Origin of the sequence: Streptomyces hazeniae (assembly GCF_031845485.1) — a bacterium.
Lineage (GTDB): Bacteria > Actinomycetota > Actinomycetes > Streptomycetales > Streptomycetaceae > Streptomyces > Streptomyces hazeniae.
Genome location: NZ_JAVREQ010000028.1, coordinates 41,409 through 55,609, shown reverse-complemented (window position 1 = coordinate 55,609; position 14,201 = coordinate 41,409). Strand labels below are relative to the sequence as shown.

Sequence of the window (14,201 nt, the reverse complement as noted above, 5' to 3'; positions counted from 1 at the left end):
GCGGCCGGCCGGACCGCCGCGCCGCGTGACGGCACGGAACGCCCGCACACCCGACACCGGCAGCGAAGAGAACACCCCCGCGATGGACACCCCTCCGCCCCAGACCGATTCCACGCCCCCCACCGACGCGGACGTCGCCGCGTTCCGGGAACAGCTCGGCCGCCCTCCGCGCGGCCTGCGCGCCATCGCGCACCGCTGCCCGTGCGGCCTGCCCGACGTCGTCGAGACCGCGCCGCGGCTGGAGGACGGCACGCCGTTCCCGACCACGTACTACCTGACCTGCCCCCGTGCCGCCTCGGCGATCGGCACGCTGGAGGCCGACGGCGTGATGAAGGAGATGACGGCCCGTCTGAAGGAGGACGAGGAGCTGGCCGCCGCCTACCGGGCCGCGCACGAGGACTACCTGGCCCGGCGGGACGCCGTCGAGGTGCTGGAGGGCTTCCCCAGCGCGGGCGGAATGCCGGACCGGGTGAAATGCCTGCACGTGCTCGTCGCGCACTCCCTCGCCGCCGGACCGGGGGTGAACCCGCTGGGCGACGAGGCCCTCGCGATGCTGCCGGAGTGGTGGCGCAAGGGCCCGTGCGTCGGGCCGTGCGACGGAGAACCGGCGGACGGCGGGACGGACGGCGAGACGCACGACGGAGAGAAGGACGACGGAGAGAAGGACGCCCGATGACGCGCGTGGCGGCCGTGGACTGCGGCACCAACTCGATCCGGCTGCTGGTCGCCGACCTGCACCCGGAGACCGGCGGACTGAAGGAACTGGACCGCCGCATGGAGATCGTGCGGCTCGGTCAGGGCGTGGACCGCACGGGGCGGCTGGCGCCGGAGGCGCTGGAACGCACCTTCGCCGCCTGCCGCGACTACGCCGACCGGGTCCGCGCGCTGGGCGCCGAGCGGGTGCGGTTCGTGGCCACGTCCGCCTCCCGGGACGCGGAGAACCGGGACGACTTCGTGCGCGGCGTGGTGGACCTCCTCGGCGTGGAGCCCGAGGTGATCAGCGGCGAGCAGGAGGCGGAGTTCTCCTTCACCGGCGCCACCCGCGAACTGGCCGGCTCCGCGCACCCGCGCCCGTACCTCGTGGTGGACATCGGTGGGGGCTCCACCGAGTTCGTGCTCGGCGACGACCGGGTGCGCGCCTCCCGCTCCGTCGACGTCGGCTGCGTCCGGCTCACCGAACGGCACGGGCTGCGCGGCCCGGCCACCGCCGAGCAGGTCGCCGCCGTCCGTGCGGACGTCGACGCCGCGCTCGACCAGGCCGCGGAGGCCGTGCCGCTGGACGAGGCGCGCACGCTCGTCGGGCTGGCGGGGACGGTCACCACCGTCGCGGGCATGGTGCTCGAACTCGACGCGTACGACTCCGCCGCGATCCATCACGCACGGGTGACTCGTGGTCAGGTCGATGACGTCACGGCCTGGTTGCTGGCCGCGACGCACGACGAGCGGGCCGCCGTCCCGGTGATGCATCCGGGGCGGGTGGACGTGATCGCGGCCGGGGCGCTGGTGCTGCGCACGGTCATGGAGCGGACCGGTGCCGAGGAGGTCGTCGTCAGCGAGCACGACATCCTCGACGGCATCGCGCACAGTTGCGCCGCACCCGATCGACGGCCCTGAGCGACGGCCCTGAGCGGCGGTGCTGGACGGAACAGCGCCTTCGGCGGTCATCCGCCGGGGGCGCTGTTCCGCTTTCCCGGAACGGTCCGGGCCGTCGGCCTCCGGCGTCGGACACGGCTCGTCGTGAACGCGGACTGCCCGGGTTTGTAGGCCAGTTGTATCTCCGGCCGGTACTTGTGGTCGGTCAGCGGGCAGGGGTGACCACGCACGTCCCGGTCATGTGCCGCTCACCGGGAGGCAGCGATGCGTCGGCCGACGCGTTGCCCGTGGCTCGGGTCATGAGCGGAGTGCCGCCCGCACAGACCTTTCAGCAGCGAGGAGTTACGAGTGAAACAGCGCAGGAAGACGCTGATCGCCTCGGTGGCGATCCCGATGGCCTCCCTGGTCGCGCTCTCCGCCGTCTCCGCCCACGCCGCGCCGTCCCAGGAGGCCGGCGCGTCGTCCGGGACGAAGGCCGCCGTCACCCTCACGGTCGGTACGCACAACGTGCTGCGCGGCAACGCCGAGTACAAGCCGTTCGCCGACGTCATCGGCTGGCAGGAGGTGAACGACCCCCAGGACCGGGAGCGGCTCAAGAACAAGCTCGGCGCGTACCGTCACTTCCTGCCGGACAAGAAGGCGGCGCGGGCGGTGCCGATCTCCTGGCGCAAGGACACGTTCGAGTTCGTCAAGGGCTACGCCAAGCTGACGCACAAGGGCGAGGCCAAGGTGACGCCGAACCGCTACGTCGTCTGGGCCGTCCTGAAGCACCGGAAGACGGGCAAGCGGCTGATCGCGATGAACACGCACTTCATCTCCGGCGCCTGGCACAAGCACCCGAACCGCCAGGCACGCTGGCTGCAGCACGCGGAGAAGCTCCGCACGTCGGTCAGGAACCTGCACGAGAGGCACCCGAAGCTGCCGATCTTCCTGGTCGGTGACTTCAACCGGCACAAGGCGCTGAAGCTGCCGGCCAACGTCGACTACATCCGCGTCGAGGGCGTGAAGGGCGTGCCGATCGACCAGGCGTACGCCACCGGTTCGGTGCGCAACTCCAAGGTGAAGCGTCTCCCGAAGTCCGGTTCCGACCACCACGCGTACCGCTTCTCCGCGACCTTCTGACCGTTTCCGGGGGCTGTTCGTGACGTGATCCGACAGCGGCCCACGCGGGGGAGCGCCCGCGTGGGCCGTTCGTCGCCCGGAGCCCGGAGCCCGGAGCCCGGAGCGCAGAGCCCGTCGGAGCGTGACCGCGCCCTGGTGAGCGGCCTGCGGAGGGTCTTCGCGGGCCGTGTGGAGACCGGGCGCGACGAACTTCGTGAACTTCTTCACAAGGAAAAGTCCCCGATCGCCCGCGCAACGGCGATGTGAAGGCCGGATAAGCGCCCGCACGACGCCACAGGGTGCTCCGGGGACCTGCCCGGCGCCCGTGCCGGGCGGCCGCGGAGAACGCCGGTGACGTCACCGGTCCACTCGTGACATCCCCCGTCGTCGCAGCTCACGGCGGTGACGGAAGGGGCGTGAGGCCCGGTGGTACACCCCTCGTGCGCGCGCCCGGCGAGCGTGGGCCGCGCATAGTAACAGAAGTCCCCGGGATGCTTGTGAAGGCCCTCACGAGCACCCCCCTCGCGGGTGCTGGATACTCGATGGCATGAGCACCACGGAGCGTCCTCGAATCCTCGTAGTAGGTGGCGGGTACGTCGGCTTGTACGCGGCTCGCCGCATCCTCAAGAAGATGCGGTACGGCGAGGCCACCGTCACCGTCGTCGACCCCCGGTCGTACATGACCTACCAGCCCTTCCTCCCCGAAGCGGCCGCCGGGTCCATCTCCCCGCGCCACGTCGTGGTCCCGCTGCGGCGGGTACTGCCCAAGGCGGAGGTGCTGACCGGTCGCGTCACCACCATCGACCAGGACCGCAAGGTCGCCACCGTCTCCCCGCTGGTCGGCGAGGCGTACGAGCTCCCCTTCGACTACCTGGTCGTCGCCCTCGGCGCCGTCTCCCGCACCTTCCCGATCCCCGGCCTGGCCGAGAACGGCATCGGCATGAAGGGCGTCGAGGAGGCCATCGGCCTGCGCAACCACGTGCTGGAGCAGCTCGACAAGGCCGACTCCACCCAGGACGAGGACGTCCGCCGCCGTGCACTCACCTTCGTCTTCGTCGGCGGCGGCTTCGCCGGCGCGGAGACCATCGGCGAGGTCGAGGACATGGCCCGCGACGCCGCCGGCTACTACCCGAACGTCAAGCGCGAGGACATGCGCTTCGTGCTCGTCGACGTCGCCGACAAGATCCTCCCCGAGGTCGGGCCCAAGCTCGGCGAGTGGGGCAAGGAGCACCTCCAGGACCGCGGTGTCGAGGTCTACCTCAAGACCTCCATGGAGTCCTGCATCGACGGCCACGTGGTGCTCTCCAACGGCCTCGAGGTCGACTCCAACACCATCGTGTGGACCGCGGGCGTCAAGCCGAACCCGGCCCTGAAGCGCTTCGGTCTGCCGCTCGGTCCGCGCGGCCACGTCGACACCCGCCCCTCCCTCCAGGTGCAGGGCACCGACTACATCTGGGCCGCCGGCGACAACGCCCAGATCCCCGACCTCGCCGCCGGCGAGGGCGCGTGGTGCCCGCCGAACGCCCAGCACGCGCTGCGGCAGGCCAAGGTGCTCGGCGACAACGTCATCTCCGGGATGCGCGGCTTCCCGCAGAGCGACTACAAGCACGCCAACAAGGGCGCCGTCGCCGGCCTCGGCCTGCACAAGGGCGTCGCCATGGTCGTCCTGGGCAAGCTGCGCATCAGGCTGCGCGGCCGCCTCGCCTGGTACATGCACCGCGGCTACCACGGCCTGGCCGTGCCGACCTGGAACCGCAAGATCCGGGTCTTCGCCGACTGGACGCTCGGCATGTTCCTCAAGCGCGAGGTCGTCTCGCTGGGCGCGATGGAGAAGCCGCGCGAGGAGTTCTACGAGGCCGCCGCGCCGGTCACCGCCGCCGCGTCCGCCGCGAGGACCGAGTCCGCCGTCAAGGCCGAGGCCACCAAGGAGAAGGCCAACGCCGGCTGACCTCGTCGCCACCCGTACGCCGAAGGGGCGTGAGCCATCCGTGGGGCTCACGCCCCTTTGGCGTACCGCGTGCCGGTGATTCCCGGAAACGGTGGGCATACCGGACGACTCCGGTGTGTTATGGGAGGAGTCGTCGCTCTCGAGTCGTCGCTTCCCCCTCGGAGGTGTGCCATGGCCGGTGCCGCACCGCGGCTGCACGCACTCGCCGGAAGAGTCCTGGGAACTCCGCTCCCGGTGCGTCTGCGTGCCTGGGACGGCAGCGAGGCCGGTCCGCCCGGGGCGCCCGCCCTGGTGATCCGTCACCGCCGCGCGCTGCGCCGGTTGCTGTGGCGGCCCGGTGAACTCGGCCTGGCCCGCGCCTGGGTGGCCGGCGAGATCGACGTCGACGGCGATCTGTACGCGCTGCTCGACCTGATCGCCGGCTTCCTCTGGGAGAGCGGCGACTCCGGCGACAGCGACGAGGGCGCCTCCCGCCGGGGCCTGCTCGCCCTCGCGCGTGACCCCGCCGTACGGGCCGCCGCCCGCGAACTGGTCGCGCTGGCCGGGCCGTGGCCCCCGCCGCCGCCCCCGCCGGAGGAGGCCCGCGGCCGCGGCGGCCTGCGGCACACCCGCCGCCGCGACCGCGTCGCCGTCAGCCACCACTACGACGTCGGCAACGACTTCTACGCGCTGGTGCTCGGCCCGTCGATGGTCTACTCGTGCGCCTACTGGGAGCCCGGCGGGACCCTCGAAGGCGCCCAGCGGGCCAAGCTCGACCTGATCTGCCGCAAGCTCGGTCTGCGCCCCGGGATGCGGCTCCTCGACGTCGGCTGCGGCTGGGGCTCGCTGGCCCTGCACGCCGCCCGCGCGTACGGCGTGGACGTCGTCGGCGTCACCCTCTCCCGCGAGCAGGCCGGTCACGCGCGGAAGCGGATCGCCGAGGAGGGCCTGACCGACCGCGTCGAGATCCGCGTGCAGGACTACCGCGAGATCCCCGACGGTCCGTACGACGCCATCGCCTCGGTCGGCATGGCCGAGCACGTCGGCGCGGAGCGCTACCGCGAGTACGCCGAGGTGCTGCACCGGCTGCTGCGGCCCGGCGGGCGGCTGCTCAACCACCAGATCGCGCGGCGCCCGGTCGCGGACGAGGCGGCGTACGCCGTGGACGACTTCATCGACGCGTACGTCTTCCCCGACGGGGAGCTCGCGCCGCTCGGCCGCACGGTGGCGCTGCTGGAGGAGGCGGGCCTGGAGGTGCGGGACGTCGACGTGCTGCGGGAGCACTACGCGCTGACGCTGCGCGCGTGGGTGCGGAACCTGGAGCGGGGCTGGGCTGACGCCGTGCGGCTCGTGTCGCCGGGGAGGGCGCGCGTGTGGCGCCTCTACATGGCGGCGTCGGCGCTGGCCTTCGAGCACAACCGCATCGGCGTCAACCAGGTGCTGGCCGTCCGGACCACGCCCGACGGGGAGTCCCGCCTCCCCCTCCGCCCCCGCCTCTGGGGCGGCTGACGCCTTCCCGGCGCGGGGAAGGCGCGCGGAGTACCGCACCGCGCAGCGCGGGGCGGCACCCCCGGGAGGGTGCCGCCCCGCGGTCGGGGAGGGGAGGGGGTCATTCGGTCTTGATGGCCGCCAGCATGTTGAGCCGCGCGGCGCGCCGCGCGGGCCACAGCGCTGCCAGGACCCCGACCAGCGCCGCCAGCCCCAGGAACACGGCCAGCCGGTCCCAGGGAAGCACCAGCGCGTACGTCGTCAGGCCCGCCGCGGCGATCAGCTCGCCGACGGCCCAGCCGAGGAAGACGCCGAGGCCGATGCCCAGGACCCCGCCGAACAGCGAGATCACCAGCGACTCCAGCCGCACCATCCGCTTCACGCCGCGCCGGTCGAGGCCGATCGCGCGCAGCATGCCGATCTCCTGCCCGCGTTCGAAGACCGACATCGCCAGGGTGTTCACGACGCCCAGCACGGCCACGACGACGGCCATGGCCAGCAGGCCGTAGAGGATGTTCAGCAGCAGACTGATCATCTTCGCGATGTCCTCGGAGATGTCCTGCTGGTCCTGGACGAGGACGGCCGGGTTGTTCCCGAGGGCCTTCTCCAGTGCGTCCTTCACCTGGGCGCTCGCGCCGTCCTGGGTCTTCACCATCACCTGCATGTCCGTCACCTTGGCCATGTGCGGGGTGAGGGTGCCGGTGTCCAGCATGATGCCGCGGACGAGCTGGTTGCTCTCGTACAGGCCGCTGACGGTGAGCGTGCCCCGCTCGCCGTCGGCGTAGGTGACACGGAAGTCGGAGCCGATCTTCCAGTCGTGCTGCCGCGCGGTGGTGGTGTCGACGACGACCTTGTCCCCGTCGGCGACGCCGGCCCAGGAGCCCTGCGTGAAGTCGAGCGTCAGCAGCTGGTCGATGGACGCGCCGTCGACGCCGGTCAGGTACTCGGTCTCGCCGTCGATACGGGAGGCGGAGTTGCGCAGCGGCGAGCTGGCCTCGACCTCGTCCAGCGCGGAGAGCTTCTTCTCCACGTCGGGGGAGAGCGGCGAGAAGTTCGCCATGGAGACCTGGTAGTCGGCCTTGAGCGAGTCGGCGGCCATCTTCCCGATGGCCTGCTGCACGCCGCCGGCAACGACGGTCAGCCCGGTGATCAGCGTCAGGCCGATCATCAGCGCGGACGCGGTGGCGGCGGTCCGGCGCGGGTTGCGCACCGCGTTCTGCCGGGCGAGCCTGCCGCTCACCTTGAACAGCCGCAGCACCGGCGCGGCGGCGGCGATCAGCGGCCGGGACAGCAGGGGCGTCAGCACGAAGACGCCGACCAGCAGCAGGGCCGCACCCGCGCCCATCGGGGCCTTGCCGTCGTCCATGCCCGTCGCGTACAGCACCAGCGCGGCGCCCCCACCGGCGAGCAGCGCGCCGAGGGTGTTGCGCAGCACCAGCGAACGCGTGGTGGCCGGGGCGTGCACGCTGCCCATGGCGGCGACCGGCGGGATCTTCGCCGCACGCCGCGCGGGCAGCCAGGCGGCGAGCACGGTGACGAGGACGCCGACCACCAGGGCGGCGGCGCCGGTCGTCGGGGTGACGATCAGCGGACCGTCGGGCATCGCGCCGAGCCGGCCGACGAGGGCCCGCAGGCCGACCGCGATGCCGACGCCCGCGCCGAGCCCGGCGACGGCCGCCACCAGTCCCACGCTGACGGCCTCGACCAGCACCGAACGGGTCACCTGGCGGCGGCTGGCGCCGACCGCGCGCAGCAGCGCCAGTTCGCGGGTGCGCTGGGCGACGAGCATGGTGAAGGTGTTGGCGATGATGAAGACACCGACGAAGAGGGAGATGCCGGCGAAGGCGAGCATGGTCGTCTGCATGCCCGACATCTGCTCTTCGATCATCTTCGACTGCTCGTCGGCGAGCTTCTGCCCGGTGACGGCCTCGGCCCGCTCGGGCAGGATGCCGGCGGCCTGCTTCTTGAGCTCCTGCTGCGAGGTGCCGGCGGCGGCCTTCAGCTGGATCTCGGTGTACTCGCCGGGCTTCGCGAACAGCTGCTGCGCGGTGGCGTTGTCGAAGAGCACCAGGGTGCCGCCTGCGGCGACGTTGCCGTCGTCGGTGGTGAAGACGCCGACGACCGTCTCCTCGCGCACCGGGCCGCTCACGGACATCCGGGCGGTGTCGCCGACCCGGTAGCCGGTGCGTTCGGCGGTGCGGGCGTCGAGCGCGATCTCGCCGCGCTTCTGCGGGGCCCGGCCGTCACGCATCGGGTAGCGCGGGTCCGTGCCGTCCGGGCCGGCGTAGTGGTTCGCGCCGCGGGTGCCCCAGCCGTCCCCGACCAGGTCGCCGTTCTTGTCGGCGACCGCGGTGAAGCCGGAGACGACGCCGGTCGCCGATGCGGCACCGGGCAGCTTCTCCGCCTTGTCCAGGGTCTGCTGGGTGAGGTTCGGGGGCGGGCCGGGCGCCGCGTCCTTCGCGTCTTTGCCGTCGCCGGGCTCGACGGCCACGTCGACGTGGCTGTAGCCCTTCTCGGAACTCTTCTGGAACGCCTCGGAGACGGTGGACGTGAAGACCAGGGTGCCGGAGACGAAGGCCACGCCGAGCATGACGGCGAGCACGGTCATCAGCAGCCGGCCCTTGTGCGCGAGCACGTTGCGCAGGGCTGTTCGGAACATGTGTGAGGTCCTGGGTGAGCGTCCCGCGGCGGCGCGGGACGGAAGCTGTGGGGTCTCGGGTGGGCCGGCCACAGGCCGGACGGGCCCGGTGAACGGCCTGAGGGGGTGTCAGGCACCCCCTGGCTCACGCGCGGGGGTCGAGGGACTTCATGCGGTCCAGCACCGAGTCGGCGGTGGGTCCGGTGATGTCGTCGACGATGCGGCCGTCGGCGAGGAAGACGACGCGGTCGGCGTACGCCGCGGCGACCGGGTCGTGCGTGACCATGACGACGGTCCGGCCCAGCTCGCGCACGGAGTTGCGCAGGAAGCCGAGGACCTCCGCGCCGGAGCGGGAGTCCAGGTTGCCGGTCGGTTCGTCGCCGAAGATGATCTCCGGCTTGGAGGCCAGCGCGCGGGCGACGGCGACGCGCTGCTGCTGGCCGCCGGAGAGCTGGTTGGGCCGGTGCTTGAGCCGGTCGGCGAGGCCGACGGTGTCCACCACGCGGTCCAGCCACTGCCGGTCGGGCCGGGTGCCGGCGATGTCCATCGGAAGGGTGATGTTCTCCATCGCGTTCAGCGTCGGGAGCAGGTTGAACGCCTGGAAGATGAAGCCGACGCGGTCCCGGCGCAGCCGGGTGAGCTTCTTGTCCTTGAGCGTGGTGAGTTCGGTGTCGCCGATGCGGGCGCTGCCGCTGGTGACGGAGTCGAGCCCGGCCATGCAGTGCATCAGGGTCGACTTGCCGGAGCCGGAGGGGCCCATGATCGCGGTGAACTGCGCCTGCCGGAACTCGACGGAGACGCTGTCCAGGGCCACCACCTTGGTCTCGCCCTGTCCGTAGACCTTGGACAGGTCCGTGGCACGGGCGGCGGCGACGCCGGTGTGCGCGGTGGCGGCGGCGGGGGCGCCGGTGAAGGTGGTGGTCACGAGGCTGCGCTCCTGTCGGGGTGTACTACCGGATGACGTGTCCATCGTCCCGGCCGTCCGTCACGCCGGGATCCGCCCGGGAACCGGTTTCCGGGGGAGCCTTGGGAGGTACTTCCGGCAGGTCTGCTCCTACCTGGGGAGGACGGCGCCCCTGAGACGCGGTCCGGTGCGGGCGCCTTCCGGGCGGTTGTGCAGACCGGACGGTTTGCGTCAATTCCGGTTCTCTTCCGCTGCCGCGAGGCAGAGCGGTGAAGGCCCTGCGACCTGCTCTGACGCGCCGTCAGGTAGCCTTAAAATAAGACAACTTCGAGGACTCGATCCCCAGTTCGGGCGCGGTCCTGGATAGTCTCTCTCCGTACCCCGCGTGGGCCGTCGCTCACGCTCCGGCGTTGTGCCAGCTCCGTGCGGGGTGCGGGCGTGGAGCCAGTGCCCGGATGGTGGAATGCAGACACGACGAGCTTAAACCTCGTTGGCCCTCAGGGTCGTGCCGGTTCAAGTCCGGCTCCGGGCACCACCCCCCTTCCCCGCCCCCACGCCCCTCGCGCCCCCCGCGCCCTCGACGAGGCCCTGTTTGCATCGTTCCGTCGTTCCGTCGTTCCGTCGTTCCGTCCCACCGTCCGGTGCGTCCCGGCGTGACGGGTGCCGGCCGCCGCGACGCGGCCGTCGGAATGCAGGACGTGCACGCGCGTGAAAGCAACGTCGTGTCACTGCGTGGCGTCCCTTTCCTGTGCGCAATCCGGAGAGCGACGTTTGCGCGCACAAAGCGCCAGTGGTGCCACCACTGAAACGGTCGCCGTCCACGGCGATCCGCTGTCGTGCGGTGGTGCTCGCCCCGGGCAAAAGTGCGTCCCAGCAGGCTTGTTCGCGTCCTTCGCGTGCGTCGAGGCCGGTTTACGCGCACCTGTTGACGGCCCATTGACCGGCTTGTACGTTCCCTTTTCGAAATTGCTTGCCCACGGTCTGCGTTCCCCCCCACAGGTACCCCGGCCGTGAGCAGCAGGTGTGCACGCCTTTTCCACGGGACCGCTCGTTCTACGCGCGTTCCCGACCCCCCACATGGAAGGCCACAACCTCATGACACGCTTCGCGAAGAGCGGCAGAGGCCGTCTCCTCTCCCGCAGTGCCGTCGGCCTCGCCGCCGGCGTCCTGGTCCTCACCGGCTTCTCAGCCACCGCCTCGGCCGCGGGCTCGGACATCCCCCCGGCGCCGCGCGCCGGTGACACACGGGCGAACGCCGAGATCCTCGACGCGGCCTGCACCGTTCCCCCCACCCACGACCCGGCGATCATCAACGTCGTCCATGACATCGCCACCCAGCGGGCCGTGACCCCGAAGGTCATGCTCGCCGCCTTCGAGGCGGGCTGGGTCGAGTCGCACATGCACAACCTCAACTGCGGCGACCGTGACTCGCTGGGTGTCTTCCAGCAGCGCCCGAGCCAGGGCTGGGGAACCCCCGAGCAGTGCATGGACCCGGTCCACGCCACCAACGCGTTCCTGGACCAGGCCATACCCAACGACGCGAACAACCCGGGCTACACCGCCGGTCAGCTCGCCCAGAGCGTCCAGCGCTCCGCGTATCCCGAGCGCTACGACCAGGCCGAGGGCATCGCCCATCAGCTGATCGCCGAGGCTGCGGCCACCTGACCGGCGAGCGCCGACGCGGGCGCCGGGGTCCTCTCCTCACGGGGGAGGACCCCGGCTCCCCGCGCCGCGCCTCGTCGTGTGCACGATCTTCCGCCGTCCCGGCGCCGCGCGCACGGGACGGCACTCCCCCCACGATCATGCCGGAGGAGAGCACATGCCCCTGTTTCCCCGCGGAATCCGAACCGCCCGCAGTACGGCAGCCGTGGCGCTGGCCGGTGGCGCACTGCTGACCGTGCTCACCGAGACACCGGCGGTCGCGCAGCCCCACGGCCCGGCCTTCACCGGCGCCTGCCCCGCCGCCGGCGTCATCAGCCAGGACTACCACAGCGGTCATGACGGCCTCGACATCGCCAACAGCCGCGGTACGCCCCTCTACGCGGCGGACGCCGGCACCGTGACGCACTCCGGCACGGCCAGCGGCTACGGCCAGTGGATCCGCATTCGCCACGCGGACGGCTCGGTGACGGAGTACGGCCACATGTACGAGCGCTTCGTCGCCGTCGGCGACACGGTCACCTCCGGCCAGCGGATCGCCTCCATGGGCAGCGAGGGCCAGTCCACCGGGCCGCATCTCCACTTCGAGGTGCACATCGACGGCGGCTTCGGGTTCGGCGACAACCCGCACGACTACATGGCCGCCCGGGGCGTCGGCTTCCCCTGCTAGGGGTCTGACGCATCCCGTCCGCGGGGCGGCGCCACGCACGCACGGCGCCGCCCCGCGTTGCGGCACACCGCAGCGGCTTCGGCACGTCGCCGCGCCCGGCCGGGCGGTGAGGACCGGCCCCGCCGGAAGCCTGGGTACACACAGCGGCACACTGAGCACGCGTACTCATGTGCGGACGGGAACGCCGCGGTGGACTGGGGACATGACGACGACCCGTGACGCAGCGCCCGCCACCGCAGCCGACGACGCCTCGTCCCCCGACGACTCCTCGTCCGTCGAGCCCACCACGTCCTCCGACGCCGGCTCGTCCGACGCGCCCGTTCCGCCCGGCGAGGCCGGCGGAGCCGCGAAGGCGGCCCGAAGCCCGCAGTCGCGCGGGGACGCGCTCCTCGGCCGCGTCCTCGCCACCGTGGTGACGTTCCCGCTGGCCTACATCTGCTTCATCGTCCTGGCGATCGCCTCGATGGGCTGCGCCTCGTGCGGCGACGCGGAGGCCGCCCGCTTCCACGACTCCCTCGAACTCGCCCACGCCGTCTACCAGTGGGGACTGCTGCTGCCCGCCGCCCTGCTCGTCGCCTCCTGGCTCCTCCCGCCCCGCCGCCGGTCCGCCGACCTGCGCCTGGCCCTCGCCGCCCTGGCGCCCTTCCTGGTCGTCCTCCTCATGCTCGGGGCCCTCTCCCTCGTCGGCGCGTCGAGCTGAAGCACCGTGCGTCCGGGGCGAGTCCGCGGCCCGGTGAAGGGGAAAGCTGTGGAGGGGGCGTCGGTCCGAAGCCGGGAGGCGGCATGGCGGTGCTGGTCTGCTCGTTGTACGTGCACGGGAACGGTCAGATGATCGAGCCGGGCGGGTACCGGCTGGTGCGCTTTCCCTACGGAAGCCGGGAGTCGTACGACCGGCACGGGATGCACCAGACCCGGCAGCCCGACGGCGACGGGTCCACGTACCCGGACGAGCGGTCCGGGCTGATCTGGCCCGCGGCCGACGGCTGGGGCGACCTGGTCGCGAACATCCACTGGGAGGCCGGCGACTACACCGAGCTGCGGGACCGCTTCGTGCGCGACCCGCTCGGCCTGGCGGGCGGGGAGGACTCGACCGGCACCGATCACCGGCGGCCGTCGCCCGGGATGCAGTGCTTCACCAAGACCCATGCGATCTTCGTGCATCCCGACACCCCGCTGGGCCTGAAGGTGGCGCACAACGACGACCGGCCCCGGCGCCTGCTCCACGCGCAGTTCAAGCTCGCGATCCACGTCTGAGCGCCGGGCCCCTCCCGGTTCAGCCGGTACGGGAGCCGGTACGGGAGGCGGGTGCGGCCGTCTCCCGCGTGACGAAGCTGTAGCAGGGCAGCGGGCCGCTGACCCGGAGCACCAAGGCGTCCCGGTGCCGGGCCGCCAGGCGTTCGGCGGCGGCACGGAACGCGTCCTGCCGCTTGGCGTCGACCAGGAACGAGGTGCTGCGCACGGAGTCGGGCGCCGCCGGCCCCTCGGCCGACGCCACGGCCAGCGCCGCGAGGTCGTCCATCACCTCGCGTGCCGCGTGCCGCGCCCGGCGGTCCAGGCCGGCCGCCACCGTCTCGCCCAGCCGGATGCTCGCCTCGTAGCCGGGGTCCCGGTGCAGCTCGTCCCGTAGCCTCCGCACCTGCGGGTCCTCGCGCATCAGCGCTTCCAGCCCGTCATCGGAGACGGCCGCCTTGACGTTCAGCTCGAGCCGGCCGGCCACGCGCTCCAGCGACTCCAGGTGCCACGGCTCGGCGGCGGCGAGTCGTTCGCGGACCGTCTGCTCGTCCGGGGCGACGCTGCCGAAGCCCATCGGCAGCACCGGTCGCCCGCCGGACGCGAGCGCCAGCAGCAGGTCCCTGTGGGCCGGCAGGTCACGGCGCCGGGCGCGGAGCCCGGCGGGCGCGTCGCTGACCACGGCGGCGGTCGACCGTGCGGTGACCAGCCGCAACTCCCCGGGCGGCGAGCCCACACCGCACAGCGCGGCCGGCAGGCGGCGGCCGGGACGCACCACGCCGTACAGGTAGAGGCCCGTGCCGTCCACGGTTCAGCCCTCCCGCGTGCGTCGGCGTACACGCTGCACTGCTGCCATGGGCACCATTGTGGGAACGCGGGGGCTTGGCCCGCGCCTTCTGCTGGACCATGCGGGTCAACGGAAAGGTCACTCGCGGTCTCGGAACAATCACGGCCCTTCCGCTCGTTCTCACCGCTGCACTAGCGTGCTGTT

Annotated in this window: 12 protein-coding genes and 1 tRNA gene; 10 read left to right on the top strand and 3 right to left on the bottom strand. The window is 72.3% G+C overall.

Annotated elements, in window-relative coordinates:
* The first annotated feature begins 82 nt into the window (after positions 1 to 82).
* The 5 genes from RM572_RS24650 to RM572_RS24630 all read left to right on the top strand — a co-directional run bounded on the left by RM572_RS24650 (position 83) and on the right by RM572_RS24630 (position 6,130).
* Positions 83 to 676, top strand: a complete 594-nt coding sequence (locus tag RM572_RS24650; protein WP_311675622.1) for a DUF501 domain-containing protein — start codon at positions 83 to 85, stop codon at positions 674 to 676.
* On the top strand, positions 673 to 1,614 hold the full coding sequence (locus RM572_RS24645) for a Ppx/GppA phosphatase family protein (protein ID WP_311675603.1): 942 nt from the start codon (positions 673 to 675) through the stop codon (positions 1,612 to 1,614). The genes RM572_RS24650 and RM572_RS24645 overlap by 4 nt, the downstream gene beginning before the upstream one ends.
* 327 nt (positions 1,615 to 1,941) lie before the next feature.
* Entirely contained in the window at positions 1,942 to 2,715 is a 774-nt protein-coding gene (locus RM572_RS24640; protein ID WP_311675602.1) for an endonuclease/exonuclease/phosphatase family protein, read from the top strand.
* 526 nt (positions 2,716 to 3,241) lie between these two features.
* On the top strand, positions 3,242 to 4,642 hold the full coding sequence (locus tag RM572_RS24635) for an NAD(P)/FAD-dependent oxidoreductase (RefSeq protein ID WP_311675601.1): 1,401 nt from the start codon (positions 3,242 to 3,244) through the stop codon (positions 4,640 to 4,642).
* A 171-nt stretch (positions 4,643 to 4,813) separates the two neighbouring features.
* Positions 4,814 to 6,130 carry a cyclopropane-fatty-acyl-phospholipid synthase family protein gene (locus RM572_RS24630; RefSeq protein ID WP_311675600.1) on the top strand — a complete coding sequence of 439 codons (1,317 nt, stop codon included), beginning with the start codon at positions 4,814 to 4,816 and terminating at the stop codon, positions 6,128 to 6,130.
* 100 nt (positions 6,131 to 6,230) lie between these two features.
* On the opposite strand, the gene RM572_RS24625 is transcribed toward RM572_RS24630, so the two are convergent.
* Positions 6,231 to 8,768, bottom strand: coding sequence for an ABC transporter permease (locus RM572_RS24625; RefSeq protein WP_311675599.1), 2,538 nt, complete (start codon positions 8,766 to 8,768; stop codon positions 6,231 to 6,233).
* Between the two features lie 124 nt (positions 8,769 to 8,892).
* Positions 8,893 to 9,672, bottom strand: a complete 780-nt coding sequence (locus RM572_RS24620; protein WP_311675598.1) for an ABC transporter ATP-binding protein — start codon at positions 9,670 to 9,672, stop codon at positions 8,893 to 8,895.
* A gap of 428 nt (positions 9,673 to 10,100) precedes the next feature.
* Here RM572_RS24620 and RM572_RS24615 point away from each other — a divergent pair.
* The 5 genes from RM572_RS24615 (at position 10,101) to RM572_RS24595 (ending at position 13,234) form a co-directional block, all read left to right on the top strand.
* Positions 10,101 to 10,186 (top strand) — tRNA-Leu (locus RM572_RS24615).
* Positions 10,187 to 10,746: 560 nt separating this feature from the next.
* A complete protein-coding gene (locus RM572_RS24610; protein WP_311675597.1) occupies positions 10,747 to 11,316 on the top strand; it encodes a hypothetical protein in 570 nt (189 codons plus the stop codon).
* A 154-nt stretch (positions 11,317 to 11,470) separates the two neighbouring features.
* Positions 11,471 to 11,980 (top strand): M23 family metallopeptidase, encoded by a 510-nt coding sequence (locus RM572_RS24605; protein ID WP_311675596.1) that lies wholly within the window; start codon positions 11,471 to 11,473, stop codon positions 11,978 to 11,980.
* Between the two features lie 202 nt (positions 11,981 to 12,182).
* Positions 12,183 to 12,680, top strand: coding sequence for a hypothetical protein (locus tag RM572_RS24600; RefSeq protein ID WP_311675595.1), 498 nt, complete (start codon positions 12,183 to 12,185; stop codon positions 12,678 to 12,680).
* 83 nt (positions 12,681 to 12,763) lie between these two features.
* On the top strand, positions 12,764 to 13,234 hold the full coding sequence (locus RM572_RS24595; RefSeq protein WP_027764027.1) for a hypothetical protein: 471 nt from the start codon (positions 12,764 to 12,766) through the stop codon (positions 13,232 to 13,234).
* Positions 13,235 to 13,253: 19 nt separating this feature from the next.
* On the opposite strand, the gene RM572_RS24590 is transcribed toward RM572_RS24595, so the two are convergent.
* Positions 13,254 to 14,018, bottom strand: a complete 765-nt coding sequence (locus RM572_RS24590) for a GvpL/GvpF family gas vesicle protein (protein ID WP_311675594.1) — start codon at positions 14,016 to 14,018, stop codon at positions 13,254 to 13,256.
* Positions 14,019 to 14,201: the final 183 nt, after the last annotated feature.

Bases quoted from the DNA above. Each gene is read 5' to 3' on its own strand.
- RM572_RS24650 (WP_311675622.1), top strand. From the start codon at position 83: ATGGACACCCCTCCGCCCCAGACCGATTCCACGCCCCCCACCGACGCG.
- RM572_RS24645 (WP_311675603.1), top strand. From the start codon at position 673: ATGACGCGCGTGGCGGCCGTGGACTGCGGCACCAACTCGATCCGGCTG.
- RM572_RS24635 (WP_311675601.1), top strand. From the start codon at position 3,242: ATGAGCACCACGGAGCGTCCTCGAATCCTCGTAGTAGGTGGCGGGTAC.
- RM572_RS24630 (WP_311675600.1), top strand. From the start codon at position 4,814: ATGGCCGGTGCCGCACCGCGGCTGCACGCACTCGCCGGAAGAGTCCTG.
- RM572_RS24625 (WP_311675599.1), bottom strand. From the start codon at position 8,768: ATGTTCCGAACAGCCCTGCGCAACGTGCTCGCGCACAAGGGCCGGCTG.
- RM572_RS24610 (WP_311675597.1), top strand. From the start codon at position 10,747: ATGACACGCTTCGCGAAGAGCGGCAGAGGCCGTCTCCTCTCCCGCAGT.
- RM572_RS24605 (WP_311675596.1), top strand. From the start codon at position 11,471: ATGCCCCTGTTTCCCCGCGGAATCCGAACCGCCCGCAGTACGGCAGCC.
- RM572_RS24600 (WP_311675595.1), top strand. From the start codon at position 12,183: ATGACGACGACCCGTGACGCAGCGCCCGCCACCGCAGCCGACGACGCC.
- RM572_RS24595 (WP_027764027.1), top strand. From the start codon at position 12,764: ATGGCGGTGCTGGTCTGCTCGTTGTACGTGCACGGGAACGGTCAGATG.